The organism is Streptomyces yatensis, assembly GCF_018069625.1.
GTDB classification, from domain to species: domain Bacteria; phylum Actinomycetota; class Actinomycetes; order Streptomycetales; family Streptomycetaceae; genus Streptomyces; species Streptomyces yatensis.
Genome location: NZ_CP072941.1, coordinates 9,929,387 through 9,942,955 on the forward strand (window position 1 = coordinate 9,929,387; position 13,569 = coordinate 9,942,955).

Below are 13,569 nucleotides of genomic sequence, written 5' to 3' on the forward strand. Positions count from 1 at the left end.
TAGATGCGGACCAGGGCACACCAGCCGTACACTGAGGACGCGCTATGGACAGAAACGGACACCGTGATGTCACCGAGGTTCCGTTCCGGCCCTCCGTGGGAGCCCCGCCGGGAGCGGCCGTCCTGGATTTCCCCGGGCTCGCCGCCCGCGCCCGGAGCCATGGCCTCGATGTCCATGCCCCGATGCGGCTCGCCTTCCACCAGCTGATCAGCGTGCGCTCCGGGGTGCTGCGCTGCTCGGTGGACTTCACCGAGCACGAGCTGACCGAGGGCGGCTGGATGTGGGTGCGCCCCGGGCAGATCCACCAGTTCCGCTCCCCGCTCGGCGCCGCGGAGGGCGCCGCCGTGCTCTTCCCGCCCGGCTATCTCGGCACCGCCACCGCCACGGTCGCCCGGCTGGACCGGTCCGCGTCGCGGTCCCCGCTGGTGGTCCCCGAAGGCGCCGACGCCGAGGCCGTCCGAGGCGTCCTGGACCTCCTGGAGAGCGAGTACCGGACGGTGTCCGGGCCGCTGGAGGCGCATGTCGAGGTGGTACGCCACCTCGTGGCCGTCCTCGTGCTGCGGCTGGCCCATCTGCCCGGCGCCCAGAGCGGGGACACGGCGGCCAGTGAGGCGTTCCGGCGCTTCCAGCAGGCCGTGGAGCGCGACTACACCCGCAGCCACCGGGTCGAGGACTACGCGGCCCGGCTGGGCTACAGCGTCCGCACCCTGACCCGGGCCACCCGCGCCACCGCCGGCTGCGGCGCCAAGCGGTTCATCGACGACCGGGTGCTGCTGGAGGCCAAGCGGCTGCTGGTGCACACCGATCTGTCCGCCACGGCCATCGGCGAGCGGCTCGGCTTCCCGGACGCCACCGTCTTCACCAAGTTCTTCCGCCGCCGGGCGGGCGAGACCCCGGCCGGCTTCCGCATCCGCGCCTCGGGCACCCGGCACTGACGGCCCGGGGCCGTACGCGGCGCATGACGTCCGTACGAGGATGAGGGCCGTACGTGGCCGGAAGACGCACCGCGCGCCCGCCCGGCGGGGAGCCGCCGGACGGGCGCGCGACGAGGGGCCGGTGGCGGTGGTTCAGCCCGCCGAGAGCGCGGGGTCGCTCATCCCCGCACGGCCGGTCTCCACATGCCCGGCCAGCCGGCGCAGATAGCCGCTGTCGTGGTCGGAGACCACCGACAGGTCGTACCACTGGTGGCTGCGATCGGTGCGCACGGTGTGCACCACCCGCGCCCCCGGCCGGAGCCGGTAGTGCGCCGCCTTCTCCTTCTCGTAGCCGTCCGTGACGGTGAGCCGCACCGTCGCGTCGCCCTGGTTGACGAGGGTCAGCCTGACCTCCCCGGTCGCCCGGTCGTGGCGGGCGGTCACCTCGGGGCCGGTGCCGGTGGCGTGGCCGGTGAGGTGGCGCAGGAAACCGGCCGGACCGTGCACCTGGAAGTCATAGGCGCCCTGGTCCGCCGAGGAGCGCTGCCAGCTGCCGGACAGCCGCTTGCCCGCCTCGACCGTGTAGCCCCACGGCCCGCCCGCATGGCTCGCGGAGGTCACGTGGAAGTGCGCCCCGGTGCCCCGGCCGTGGTTGACGAAGTCGACCCGCAGGCCGCCGTCGGCGGCGGTCGTGGCATCGGCCGACAGCTCGTACGGCAGCGGCCTGGCAGGGCGCAGCCCGGGCTCCTGCCGGGGCAGCGAGGGGTGCTCCGGCGGCGCCGGTACGTAGTCGGGGTGCCGCTCGTTGTCCTTGGGCCGGTAGCCGCTGGTGTCCGGCATGGCCGGGACCTTCACATCGGTCCGCGAGAAGTCGAAGGCCGCGGTCAGGTCGCCGGACACCGCCCGCCGCCACGCCGAGATGTTGGGCTCCTCGACGCCGAAGCGCCGCTCCATGAGCCGGATGACCGAGGTGTGGTCCAGCGTCTGCGAGCACACCCAGCCGCCCTTGCTCCACGGCGACACCACGAGCATCGGCACCCGCTGCCCCAGCCCGTACGGGCCCGCGGGCTGCGAGGAGGAGCCGGGGAAGAGCTCCCCGGTGGTGTCCACGGTCGAACCGCCCCGCTTGTCGCCGGGCGCGTACGGCGGCAGCACGTGGTCGAAGAAGCCGTCGTTCTCGTCGTAGGTGATGAGCAGCGCGGTCTTGCTCCACACCTCGGGGTTGGAGGTGAGCGCGTCCAGGACCTGCGCGATGTACCAGGCGCCGTAGTTGGCGGGCCAGTTGGGGTGCTCGGTGAAGGCTTCGGGCGCCGCGATCCAGGAGACCTGGGGCAGCTTCCCGGCCTTCACATCGGCCCGCAGGATGTCGAAGAAACCGTCGCCGTTCTTGGCGTTGGTGCCGGTGCGGGCCTTGTCGTACAGCGGGTCGCCGGGCTTGGCGTTGCGGTACTGGTTGAAGAAGAGCAGGGAGTTGTCGCCGTAGTTGCCGCGGTAGGCGTCGTCGATCCAGCCCCAGCCGCCGTCCGCGTCCAGCCCGTCGCCGATGTCCTGGTAGATCTTCCAGGAGATCCCGGCCTTCTCCAGGCGCTCGGGGTAGGTGGTCCAGCTGTAGCCGGCCTCCGCGTTGTCCAGCACCGGGCCGCCGCCCTTGCCGTCGTTGCCCGTGTAACCGGACCACAGGTAGTAGCGGTTGGGGTCCGTGGAGCCGATGAACGAGCAGTGGTAGGCGTCGCAGATGGTGAAGGCGTCGGCCAGCGCGTAGTGGAAGGGGATGTCCTCACGCGTCAGATACGCCATGGTGGTGGCCGACTTCGAGGGGATCCACTTGTCGTACCCGCCGTCGTTGAACGCGACATGGCCGTCGCCCCAGCCGTGCGGCAGGTCCTGCAGGAACTGCAGGCCGAGGTCGCTCACCTCGGGCCGGAACGGCAGGACCTCCTTGGAACCGTCCGACTGGTGCCATACCGGCTTGCCGTTGGGCAGCCGCACCGGCCGCGGATCGCCGAATCCCCGCACTCCGCGCAGGGTGCCGAAGTAGTGGTCGAAGGAACGGTTTTCCTGCATCAGCACCACGATGTGCTCGATGTCCCGCAGGCTTCCGGTCCGGCGGTTGGCGGGTATCTCCGCGGCGCGCGCGATGCTGGCGGACAGCAGGGAGGTGGCCGCACCGGCCCCGGCCAGTTGCATGAATCGTCGACGATCGAAGGAGGTCATGGCGCTCCGGTTTTCTATGGCGATCGAGGGGAAGTAGCGGAATCGGTGCAGTCTGTTCCGCCGGGACGGTACGGACAACGGCAAATGGGCGAAACGGCGGGAAAGCCTCCGTAAATCTTGATCGCGGGCCGAAACCTTGCCGCGCCCCCCGCGCCTGGGTCCTCCGCCTCCCACCGGCCCCTACCGGCCCTTCCCGGGGCGTTGTGACGCATGACGCATCGGCTGAGCCGGTATCCGCCGGGGTGAACTCCGTTTCGCGGGGCCGAGGACGGGCACGCGATCAGTGTGCTTCGGACCGGAGGCACGCCACGGGAGCAGCCCGGCTGTGCAAGGCGTGTCCAAGGTCGCCCGAGTTGTCTGGAATGTCCTCCTGTGGTGATGGCGACAACAGCCAAGGAGGCACCGGCTCATGACGGCCGTAACAGCACATCCCCGAGCACACCCCAAGCACGCACACGACGACGCCCCCGACACCTCCGGCGCGTTCCGCCGGATCGCCGAACTGCCGGACGGCTCGCAGAAGGAGGCCCTCCGGGAGGAAGTCGTCCGGGCCTGGATGCCGATGGCCGAGCGGATCGCCTCGCAGTACCGCAACCGCGGTGAAACGCCGGAGGATCTGCGGCAGGTGGCCATGGTCGGTCTGGTCAAGGCGGTCAAGCGCTATGAGCCGGACCGGGGTTCGGCCTTCGAGAGCTACGCCGTCCCGACCGTCGTCGGGGAGGTCAAGCGGCACTTCCGCGACCATATGTGGAGCCTGCACGTGCCGCGCCGGGTCCAGGAGCTGCGCAACCGGGTCCGCACCGCCGTCCAGGACCTGACCCGCTCACCGGACGACCGTTCGCCCAGCGTCAAGGACATCGCACGGCACACCGGCATGGCCGAGGAGGACGTCCTCGTCGGCATGGAGGCGCTCGAGAGCTTCCGTACGCTGTCGCTGGACGCCGCACTGCGCGGCGCGGACGACGGCTATGCGCTGATGGACACCCTCGGCTCCACCGAGTCCTCCTACGAGCGGGTCGTCCAGCGCGAATCCCTCAAGCCCTGTCTGCGCAGGCTCCCCGAGCGCGAGCGGGAGATCCTCTATCTGCGGTTCTTCTGCGACGAGACCCAGAGCCGGATCGCCGACCGGCTCGGTATCTCCCAGATGCATGTCTCCCGGCTCATCAGCCGCACCTGCGCCCGCCTGGGCGAAGAGGTCGGCGCGCGTGCCGCGTAGCGCCCCCGCCCCCGGCGACCGCGCCGCTGGTGGCCACCGCCCCGAGTCCGGACCCGGCGAGTGGGGACGCGGTAAGCGGGAACGCCCGCGGGAACGCGGTGAGCGAGGACGCCGTGACCGGGGCGCGCCTCATCCGCCCGGTCCCGCCTCCCGCTCCTCGGCGCATACGACACACAGCTCCGTGTGGGGCAGGGCCAGCGACCGCTCCCGGCCCTGAGGCCGGCCGCACCGCGTGCAGATCCCGAAGGATCCGGCGCGCAGCCGGTCGAGCGCCGCGACGGTCCGCTCCAGCAGGGCCTCGTCCGCCTCCGCGCGCGTGCGCAGCTCCCGGAGCGTCATGGCCTTCGCACCCGAGTCGCCCGCGTCGAGATCGCAGTCCGCGCGCAACGCGGACGCCGTCTCCTCCGTCCGGGCGAGCTGCGACCGCAGCCGGTCCGCCTGCTCCGACAGCCGGGCCGCGGCCTCCTCCAGATCCCGGGGCCGCAGCGGGCTCTCACCCGTCTCCGCTCGGTTCATCCGCCGCACCTCCCAGCGCGTCCACACCTCCGGGTCCCCGCCGCGGCCACGGTCACTCATGGCGGCTATGCGATCGTTGAGATATGCACGGCACGGCGGTGACGCTGTTCCTCTGCGGCGATGTGATGCTCGCCCGCGGTGTCGACCAGATCCTGCCGCACCCCGGCGACCCGGAGCTCCACGAGCCCTTCATCCGCGACTCCCGGGCCTATGTCGAGCTGGCCGAGGAGGCGAACGGCCCGATCCCGCGTCCGGTCGACTTCTCCTGGCCCTGGGGCGACGCCCTGGCCGTACTGGACGAGGAGGCGCCCGATGTGCGGGTGCTCAACCTGGAGACGAGCGTCACCCGCAGCGATGAGTTCGCCCCGGGGAAGGACGTCCACTACCGGATGAGCCCGGACAACCTCCCCTGCCTGACCGCGGTCCGGCCCGACGTCTGCGTCCTGGCCAACAACCATGTGCTCGACGGCGGCCGGCGCGGGCTGCAGGAGACGCTCGACACCCTGGCCGCCGCCGGACTCCGGGTGGCCGGAGCGGGCCGTGACGCGGCCGCCGCGCGGCGCCCCGCCGTCGTCCCGGCCGGTGACCACCGCCGGGTGCTGGTGTTCTCGTTCGGCGCGGCCTCCAGTGGCATTCCGGACGGGTGGGCCGCGGCCGAGGACCGGCCCGGGGTCGACTTCCTGCCCGATCTGTCCGACGCCCGCGCGGCCGCGATCACCGATCGCGTACGGCAGCTCAGCCACCCCGGCGACATCACCGTGGCCTCGGTCCACTGGGGCGGCAACTGGGGATACGGCGTCTCACCGGACCAGATCCACTTCGCCCACGCCCTGATCGACGGCGGTGTGGACCTCGTCCACGGCCACTCCTCCCACCACCCCCGCCCGCTCGAGGTGTACCGCGGCAAGCTGATCCTCTACGGCTGCGGCGACGTGGTCGACGACTACGAGGGCATCGGCGGCTACGAGCGGTACCGCGACGATCTGCGGCTGCTCTACTTCCCCGAGGTGGACCCGGACACCGGCCGCCTGATGCACCTGCGGATGGTGCCCCTGCGGTCACGGCGGATGCGGCTGGAGCACACCGGCCACGAGGACGCCGCATGGCTGGGCGCGGCCCTCGACCGGGCCGGGTCGGGGCTCGGCTCGCATATCGACGTCCGGCCCGACGACGTCCTCACCCTGCGCCGGCCCTGACCCCGCCGGGTCAGACGATCTTCGAGCGCACCAGCCCGCCCAGCACCAGCGCCCCGGGGATCAGCGGCAGCCACACCGTGATGAAGCGGTACGCCAGCACCGTGGACGTGGCCGCCTCGACCGGCGCCCCCGCCGCGACCAGCGCGATGACCAGCGCCGCGTCGACCGAGCCGATACCACCGGGGGAGGGGACGACCGCGGCCACCGCCGTGGCGGCCAGATACGCGAGCATCACATGCGCCGGCCGTACCTCCAGCTCCAGGGCCAGGGCGACCGCCACCAGCCCCGCCGCCTGCAGCAGGGGAAACGCCAGCGAACCGCCCCACAGCGCCAGCGCCCTGGACGGCCGCATGTGCAGCGACCGGGCGTCGGCCATCGCGGTGCGGAGAAACTTCACCACGATCCGGCGCACCGGACGGATCAGCGTCACCCCGGCCACCAGGACCACGGCCGCCACCACCGCGCCGGCCACCACCATCCCGCTCACCGACTCCGGGAGCAGCGGGCCCAGCCGCAGCGCCTGGGGAAACACCAGCAGCAGCACCACCAGCAGCCCCACCCGGGTCGTGGCCTCCGCCAGGAAGTACAGGGCGAGCGCCGCCGAGGAACGGGCGGGCGGCAGCCCGCAGCCGGTCATGAACCGGATGTTCACCGCGCTCGCGCCGATCCCCGACGGCAGCAGATGATTGGCCGCCCCCGCGGCGAACTGGGTGGCGAACAGCCGTCTGGCCGGCAGCCGCTCCAGCACCGTGCCCTGCCGGGCGAACGACACCGCCACCCAGCCGAGCCCGGTCGTCGCCACCGCCGTCAGCAGCCAGTACGGATTGGCGGTGAACATCTGACGGGCGCCGGAGCCGATCAGCGACCGGTGCTGGACCACCCAGTAGCCGACGACGAGCAGCGGCAGCAGACACAGGATCTGGCGCAGCGGAAGCCGCCGGAGCAGGGCCCAGCGCCCCGCCCGCTCCTTGGGCTGCTCAACGGGCTGGTCCAGCGGCTGCCCCGCGGGGCACGGCATCACGTCGGGCATCGGTCCGGACACTCCTCTGGTCATGGGATACGTGCCGGATACGGCTCTTGGTTCAGCATGTTCGCGGAACGCGCGCCGCGCAGCGGGAGCGCGATCAGCAGGCCGAGGCAGATCCACACGTAGGCGTTGCTGCCGAGGAAGCCGTCCACCCCGGTGGAGTCGAACCGCCACAGCCACACCACGCTGCTGCACAGGAGCACGTACACCACCGCACAGACCCGGAGCAGCAGCCTGCGCCGGGCCGGTGGCGCGTCCGGCCGCAGCCCGCTGTCGACGAGCACCGCCAGGGCCGGAATCAGCCACACCAGATGGTGCACCCAGGTGATCGGGCTGATCAGACAGGCGGTGACCCCGGTCAGCGCGAATCCGGCCCGCTCGTCCCCGACGGCCGCCGCCCAGCGCACCCGGCGCGCCCATACGGCCAGCACGGCGAGCACCCCGAGCCCCCACACCACGCCGCTCGGCGGAACCGGGTCGACCAGCCGGGCCAGCACCCCTTCCCATGACTGGTTGGAGACGTAACTGAGCACACCGATCCGGTCGGTGTCCCACAGCGCCTCGGTCCAGTAGACCCGTGAGGCCCCCGGCGCCACCGCCAGGGCGAGCAGGGTGGCGGCCGCGGCGGTGGCCGTGGCCGTGGCGGCGGCGCGCCACCGCCGGGTGATCAGCAGATAGCCGATGAAGATCGCCGGGGTGAGCTTGATCGCGGCTGCCAGCCCGATACCGCAGCCGGCGAACCGGCCACGCCCCGTGGACAGCAGCCAGGCGTCGAAGAACACCAGCACCAGCAGCAGCAGATTGACCTGCCCGAAACTGAAGGTGTCCCGCACCGGCTCCAGCAGGGCGAACAGACAGGCCGCCACCACGAAGGCGAACCACTTGTTCCAGCCGTGCCGGCGGACGATCGGCCCGATCAGCCAGGTCAGCAGGGTGGCCGAGGCCGCCACGTTGAGCACCATGCTCAGGGTGATCGCGGCCGGCCAGTCGAACAGGGCCATCGGCAGCATGCACAGCGCGGCGAAGGGCGGATAGGTGAAGCCGTAGTCCGCCCCGTCCGCGCCGGGGATGGTGAAGTCGTAGATCCGGCCGTCCCGCAGCCAGTGGCCCACGGCGCCGTAGTAGACGTTCAGGTCGAACCAGTCCCGGTGCAGCGGGACGAAGGCCAGGAAGAGCCCCACCGCCACGGTGAGGGCGAGGGCCAGGACCAGCCGTCCGCGAGATGTGGTGGGCCCCGTCATGCCGAACGCTCCGATCGGTGGCCGCCGTGGACGGCGGAGAGCGGGGTGCCGGCGGCGAACCCCGGTGCGTGCCGTACGCACCACAGCGCGCACACCGCCAGCACACCCCCGCACACGGCGAACGTCAGCTGCCGCGAATCCGGGGCGAACCCGTTGGGCAGCACGGCCAGTGTGAGCACCCCGCTCCCGGCCACCACCGCCTTGCGCACCGTTCCGCCCGGCCCGGCCGCCGCGATCACGAACAGCCCCCACAGCACGTACCAGGGCCGGACCGCCGGGCCCAGCACGGCCACCGCTATCAGGCTCAGCCCCAGCGCGTACACGGGCCGGGGGCGGGGCGGACGCAGCCAGGCGATCCCTATGGCCACGGCGGTGGCCAGCAGCCCCAGACCGTGCCACGCGGGCGCGGCCAGCGGAGCCAGACCGCTGCCGACGGCCTCCAGCAGGGCGCCGGTGGCGCGGCCCAGGGTGCTGGTGAGCGCCCAGTTGTCCGGTGAGGCCGGGGTGGTGAGCGCGGAGATCCAGCCGTAGCCGGTGCCGGTGACGGCCGTCGCCACTCCGGTGGTGGCCAGGGCCAGCGCCCCGGTGGCCGCCACGGCGCCGACGCGGCGCCTGCGACCCTCCACCCGGCGTGCCCACAGCGTGGCCACCGCCAGCAGCCCCAGCGCGGCCGGAGCCTTGACCAGGGCGGCGAGCGTGACCAGCACCGCGCCACAGGCCGGCCATCGACCCGTCGCGGCCACCAGCCCGGCCCCGAGCAGCCCGAGCATCACGGCATCATTGTGCGCCCCGCCCACCAGATGCAGCAGCAGGAGAGGGTTGAGCGCCCCCAGCCACAGGGCGGCGCTCGGGTCGGTGCCGCAGCGGCGGGCCAGAACGGGCAGCGCCAGCACCATCACCACCACCCCGAGCAGCGCGATCAGCCGCAGCCCGATCACTCCGAGGGACGGCTCGGCGCGCGAGGCGTGGGCGACGGCGGATTCGAAGGCCAGCGAGACCGGGCCGTACGGCGTCGGGGTGTGCTGCCACACCGGCGCCACCTGTTCCGCCAGCGGTCCGCCGAGGCGTATGGGGCCGTGGGTGTAGACATCGATCCGGGCGTGCACCATGGCGCCCTGGGCGAGATAGCTGTACACATCCCGGCTGAACAGCGGCGGCCCGGGCAGCAGGGGAGCCGCCCAGACGGCGAGTGTGAGCAGCAGGGAGCGGGGCCCGGGCGGCCGGGGTCCGCGCACCTCGCGCCCCAGCAGCCACCACGCCGCGATCAACAGCACCAGACCGAAATAGGTGCTGATCAGCCCGATCGCCTCTCTCAGGGAGTCAGGGGTGAGGGCGTCCCCCACCGGCAGCGCTCCGGCCGCCGCCCCGCCCGCCGCCAGGGCCACTGACCCAGCGAGGCCGAGAAGCCGGCAGTGACCCGGAGCGACGGCGACACCTTGGACGAGTACACGACGCAGCACCCCGCCAGGGTCGCGAGAGCGCATGGCCGGAAATTGACGTCGCGGTCACCGGAGACTGGCCGAGAGGTGTCGGCCGGGCCACACCGCCCGCGGGGTGGGCAGGATCGATGTCCATGGTGCCCGGTCGACCACGAGTTGACGCAGTTTGCGCAGCTCGCACGGGCTGTTCCAGCCGAGCACCCCGACCACGACGCCCCGGTGTCCGTAGGCCACGACGAAGTGGCCGCCTTCGAGCTCGCCGTGGAGCACGGCGAGTTCGGCATCGCTGGGGAATATGCCGTACGCCTGGATATGGGCGTCGTACTGGTCGGTCCAGAAGTACGGCACGGGGGCGAACGGTTGGCCCTCGCCGAGCACATTGCGGGCCACGGCCTGGGCCTGTTCCGTCGCGTTCAGCCGGTGTTCCAGCCGCATCCGGCAGCCGAAGTGGTCGTTGTGCCACGAGGCGACATCACCTGCCGCGTAGACGCCGGGCGCGGCACGGCAGGTGGGATCGCATTCGACACCGTTGCCCAGCTCCAGTCCGGATCCGGCCAGCCAGCCGATCGCCGGGGCGGCGCCGATGGCGACCACCACGACATCGGCGTCGAGCAGCGTGCCGTCGGTCAGCTCCAGGCCGGTCACCCGGCCGCCGGACTCGAAGAACCGCCGCACCCCGGTGCCACAGCGCATGGACACGCCGTTCTTCGTGTGCAGCCGCCCGACGAGCCCGGCGATCCGGTCGCCGAACTGCCGCCGCATCGGCACCGGCCGCGGGTCGATCATGGTGACGTCCAGCCCCATCCTGCGGGCCGCCACCGCGGCCTCCGAGCCGAGGAAACCCGCGCCGACCACCGCCACCTTCACATCGGGCTTGTGGCGCAGATCGGCGCGCAGCGCGAGGGCGTCGTCGAGGGTGCGCAGCAGATGCACCCCGGCCAGATGGTGGGCGCCGGGCAGGCTGTTGGGGGTGACGCCGGTGGCGATGACCAGGGCGTCGTAGGAGACGCTGTCGCCGCCCTCCAGCACCACCCGGCGGGCGGCGGTGTCCAGGCCGATGGCGGACCTGCCGAACAGCAGCCGTGCGTCGAGGTCGGACAGCTCCTCGTCGGTGCGCAGCTTGATCCGGTCCGGCTCCCAGGTGCCCGCCAGGATCTGCTTGGACAACGGTGGCCGGTTGTAGGGGGTGTGGGGCTCGTCGCCGATGAGGGTGAGCCGTCCGTCGTATCCCAGGGTGCGCAGCGTGACGGCCGCGGTGAGCCCCGCGACCGAGGCGCCCACGACCACGACGTTCCCCGGTGTGTTCACGCGTCGGCCAGGGCGATGGCCAGGGCGGGGCAGACGGCGGCCGCTTGACGCACGTCGTCGTGCAGTTCCGCCGGCGGGCGCTCGTCGAGGAGGACGGCGACACCGTCCAGGTCCCGCTGGTCGAACACGTCCTGGGCGGCGAGCACGCACTGCCCCGAGGCGACGCATTTGTCCTGATGCAAGGTCACCTGCATGGCGTTCTCCGGCACTGGGGGATCAACGGAAGGCGGTTACCAGACGAATGTTCGGTAACGGGCGGAAGGGAGGCTAGTTCTCCCGCGTACCCAGCACAACACGCTCCGCAAGAAGCTGGCCACGCAGCGAGACATATGAGCCTGGCATGTGCACCCCGGGCAGGCCGTCCGGCCGACCCTCGGAGGCTGTCCAAACCACCAGGTCACACCCGGGTATCCGGGTCACGGACGGCCCTTGCGCGAGGTGGGGCATCAGCGCCTCACATGGCGGAAATACGCAGGTTACGAAAGTTCCGCATAGCTCACGTACGGTTCGAAGAGGCCCACGATTTCCACCTCACGGAGGATCCTTGCGCACGCTGCCCACACCGCCCGACTGGCTGACGCACCCCCTGCGCGGGAAGCGGGCGCTGCGGGACCCCATCCCCTGGGCGGCGGTGGCCCGCGGAGCTCTCGGCGTGGGACCGGTGGTGGCCGTCGGCGTGGGGTCGGGACATCTGCCCTTCGGGATGCTCGCCGGGCTGGGGGCCATGTTCGCCCATGTCAACGACCGCCCCGCCACCCGCACCACCCGGATCGTGCGCATCGGCCTGCCCGCCCTCGCCGGGGCCGTCGGCCTGCTGACCGGGGCCTGGCTGGGCACGCTGGGCCTCGGGATGTGGATCGCGCTCGCCCTCGCCGCCGTCGGGCTGGTCTCCGGTGCGATCAGCGCCATCGGGCCGGTCAGCTCCGCCGCCGGGGTGCAGTTGATGGTGCTCGCCGTGGTCGGCGCGGGCATGCCCGTCCCGGTGTCCCCTCCGGTCAAGGCGGGCCTGCTGCTCATCGGCGCCGCGTGGGTGATCGCGATGGCCACGCTGCTGCCACGTGTCATCCCCTCACGCCAGACCGCACCCTCCGATCAACGGGAGACGGTGGCCGCCGTATATGACGCCTTCGCCGACCTGATGACGGCGGTCGGCACCGACGGCGGACAGGCCGCCCGGCGCCGGCTGACCGCCGCCTACGACGCCGCGTACGAGGCCCTCTACGCCCACCGGCTCCCCCTCCATCACCTCGACGAGGAGGAGCGGCGGCTGCGCGACCGGCTGGCGGTGGCCGGAGCACTCAGCGAGGGCGTCCTGACCCTCCTGTGGGAGAACGAGCCGGTGCCCGACCGCGTCGCGCGCACCCCCGCCCAGCTGGCCCGCTCGGTACGGACCGGACTGCCACCGGGCCGGCTGCCCGCCCCCGTACCCGACACCGCGGGCAACGTGGCCATGCACCGGGCCGTGCTGCTCGCCGCCCGGGTCTTCGACGGCGAACCGGCGCCCCCCGTCGGCGCGGTCGTCCCCGGCCACCGGCAGCGGCTGCGCCGCGCGCTCGGCCCGGCGGGCCGGGAGTACGCCGCCCGGGTGGCCCTGTGCGTGGGCGTCAGCACCGTGCTCGCCCAGCAACTGCCGGGCGAGCACTGGTACTGGCTCCCCGCCACCGCCGCCTTCCTGGTCAAGCCCGACATGGGCCCGCTGGTCTCCCGGGCCGTCTCCCGCGCGCTCGGCACCGCCGTGGGCGTGGCCGTCTTCGGCGGGCTCGCCACGGTGTTCGGTCCCGGCGCGGGCGTCACCCCCGATGCGGGCGCCCCCGCCATCTGGCCGGTCGTCGTCGCGGCGGTCTGCTCCGCGCTGATCCCCGTCTCCGTACGCCACTTCGCCCTGCAGACCGCCGTGCTCACCCCGCTGCTGCTCTCCCTCGTCTACCTCGGCGGCGACACCGACCCCGGGTTCACCCGGCTCACCGACACGCTGCTGGCCTGCGGTGTGGTGCTGGCCGCCGGAGCGCTGCCCGGGCTCGGCGGCCCCCGCGCCCAGGTGTCCGTGCGGCTGTCGCTCGCCGTCCGCGCCACCCGCGACCACCTGGACCGGGTGCTGACCGCCGAAGCGCCGTATGCCACCCGGCTGCGGCTGCGCCGCGAGGCATACCGCGCCCTCGCCGACGCGCGCAGAGCGGTGGAGGTGGCCGGCGCCGAACACCCGCCCTTCGGCCGGGACCTGGCGGCCTGGGCGCCGGTGGTCTTCGCCCTGGAGGAGATCGTGGACGCGGCCACAGCCTGCGGCGTACGGCTCGATCAGGGCGCCCCGCAGCCCGAGCCCGCCCTCGCGGCCCGGCTGCGGGCCGCGCTGTCCGACCTGGCCGACGCCGTCGCCGCCCGCCGCCCCCCGACGGACCTCGTCCTGCCCGCGGGGGTTGCGGTGGGAGACTGCGCCACCCTCGCCGATGTCACCGCCGGGCTGCGCAGGGCCCGCGACCTGGCGGCGGGCTGAGGCCGCT

11 protein-coding genes are annotated in these 13,569 nt (G+C 72.8%); 4 read left to right on the top strand and 7 right to left on the bottom strand.

The window, feature by feature from the left end; all coding sequences use genetic code 11:
- Nucleotides 1-44 precede the first annotated feature (44 nt).
- Nucleotides 45-935, top strand: coding sequence for a helix-turn-helix transcriptional regulator (locus J8403_RS41360; RefSeq protein ID WP_211127685.1), 891 nt, complete (start codon nt 45-47; stop codon nt 933-935).
- Between the two features lie 132 nt (nt 936-1,067).
- Here J8403_RS41360 and J8403_RS41365 read toward each other — a convergent pair whose 3' ends face one another.
- A complete protein-coding gene (locus J8403_RS41365; RefSeq protein WP_211127686.1) occupies nt 1,068-3,128 on the bottom strand; it encodes a phosphocholine-specific phospholipase C in 2,061 nt (686 codons plus the stop codon).
- Nucleotides 3,129-3,537: 409 nt separating this feature from the next.
- Here J8403_RS41365 and J8403_RS41370 point away from each other — a divergent pair, with 409 nt between their 5' ends.
- Nucleotides 3,538-4,344, top strand: coding sequence for a SigB/SigF/SigG family RNA polymerase sigma factor (locus J8403_RS41370; protein WP_211127687.1), 807 nt, complete (start codon nt 3,538-3,540; stop codon nt 4,342-4,344).
- Nucleotides 4,345-4,473: 129 nt separating this feature from the next.
- On the opposite strand, the gene J8403_RS41375 is transcribed toward J8403_RS41370, so the two are convergent.
- Nucleotides 4,474-4,920 carry a TraR/DksA family transcriptional regulator gene (locus tag J8403_RS41375; protein ID WP_246586240.1) on the bottom strand — a complete coding sequence of 149 codons (447 nt, stop codon included), beginning with the start codon at nt 4,918-4,920 and terminating at the stop codon, nt 4,474-4,476.
- A gap of 23 nt (nt 4,921-4,943) precedes the next feature.
- On the opposite strand from J8403_RS41375, the gene J8403_RS41380 reads away from it, so the two are divergent.
- Nucleotides 4,944-6,056: a CapA family protein gene (locus J8403_RS41380; RefSeq protein WP_211127688.1), complete on the top strand. Its 1,113-nt coding sequence runs from the start codon at nt 4,944-4,946 to the stop codon at nt 6,054-6,056.
- A 10-nt stretch (nt 6,057-6,066) separates the two neighbouring features.
- On the opposite strand, the gene J8403_RS41385 is transcribed toward J8403_RS41380, so the two are convergent.
- Genes J8403_RS41385 through J8403_RS41405 form a run of 5 tightly spaced genes read right to left on the bottom strand, consistent with a single transcriptional unit; the run spans nt 6,067 to nt 11,265 of the window.
- The gene (locus J8403_RS41385; RefSeq protein WP_246586241.1) at nt 6,067-7,086 is read right to left on the bottom strand and encodes a lysylphosphatidylglycerol synthase transmembrane domain-containing protein; all 1,020 of its coding nucleotides are present in this window, start codon (nt 7,084-7,086) and stop codon (nt 6,067-6,069) included.
- Nucleotides 7,087-7,106: 20 nt separating this feature from the next.
- On the bottom strand, nt 7,107-8,324 hold the full coding sequence (locus J8403_RS41390; protein ID WP_211127689.1) for a glycosyltransferase 87 family protein: 1,218 nt from the start codon (nt 8,322-8,324) through the stop codon (nt 7,107-7,109).
- Nucleotides 8,321-9,808 (bottom strand): polyprenol phosphomannose-dependent alpha 1,6 mannosyltransferase MptB, encoded by a 1,488-nt coding sequence (mptB, locus tag J8403_RS41395; protein ID WP_425519872.1) that lies wholly within the window; start codon nt 9,806-9,808, stop codon nt 8,321-8,323. The genes J8403_RS41390 and mptB overlap by 4 nt, the downstream gene beginning before the upstream one ends.
- 21 nt (nt 9,809-9,829) lie before the next feature.
- Nucleotides 9,830-11,071, bottom strand: a complete 1,242-nt coding sequence (locus J8403_RS41400; RefSeq protein ID WP_211127690.1) for an NAD(P)/FAD-dependent oxidoreductase — start codon at nt 11,069-11,071, stop codon at nt 9,830-9,832.
- The gene (locus J8403_RS41405; RefSeq protein WP_211127691.1) at nt 11,068-11,265 is read right to left on the bottom strand and encodes a ferredoxin; all 198 of its coding nucleotides are present in this window, start codon (nt 11,263-11,265) and stop codon (nt 11,068-11,070) included. The genes J8403_RS41400 and J8403_RS41405 overlap by 4 nt, the downstream gene beginning before the upstream one ends.
- A gap of 350 nt (nt 11,266-11,615) precedes the next feature.
- Between J8403_RS41405 and J8403_RS41410 the strand changes: the two genes are divergently transcribed.
- Nucleotides 11,616-13,562, top strand: a complete 1,947-nt coding sequence (locus J8403_RS41410) for an FUSC family protein (protein ID WP_211127692.1) — start codon at nt 11,616-11,618, stop codon at nt 13,560-13,562.
- Nucleotides 13,563-13,569: the final 7 nt, after the last annotated feature.

Excerpts from the sequence above, each read along its gene's own strand:
- J8403_RS41385 (WP_246586241.1), bottom strand. The coding sequence starts at position 7,086 with ATGCCCGACGTGATGCCGTGCCCCGCGGGGCAGCCGCTGGACCAGCCC.
- J8403_RS41375 (WP_246586240.1), bottom strand. The coding sequence starts at position 4,920 with ATGAGTGACCGTGGCCGCGGCGGGGACCCGGAGGTGTGGACGCGCTGG.
- J8403_RS41380 (WP_211127688.1), top strand. The coding sequence starts at position 4,944 with ATGCACGGCACGGCGGTGACGCTGTTCCTCTGCGGCGATGTGATGCTC.
- J8403_RS41370 (WP_211127687.1), top strand. The coding sequence starts at position 3,538 with ATGACGGCCGTAACAGCACATCCCCGAGCACACCCCAAGCACGCACAC.
- J8403_RS41360 (WP_211127685.1), top strand. The coding sequence starts at position 45 with ATGGACAGAAACGGACACCGTGATGTCACCGAGGTTCCGTTCCGGCCC.
- mptB (WP_425519872.1), bottom strand. The coding sequence starts at position 9,808 with ATGCGCTCTCGCGACCCTGGCGGGGTGCTGCGTCGTGTACTCGTCCAA.
- J8403_RS41405 (WP_211127691.1), bottom strand. The coding sequence starts at position 11,265 with ATGCAGGTGACCTTGCATCAGGACAAATGCGTCGCCTCGGGGCAGTGC.
- J8403_RS41365 (WP_211127686.1), bottom strand. The coding sequence starts at position 3,128 with ATGACCTCCTTCGATCGTCGACGATTCATGCAACTGGCCGGGGCCGGT.
- J8403_RS41390 (WP_211127689.1), bottom strand. The coding sequence starts at position 8,324 with ATGACGGGGCCCACCACATCTCGCGGACGGCTGGTCCTGGCCCTCGCC.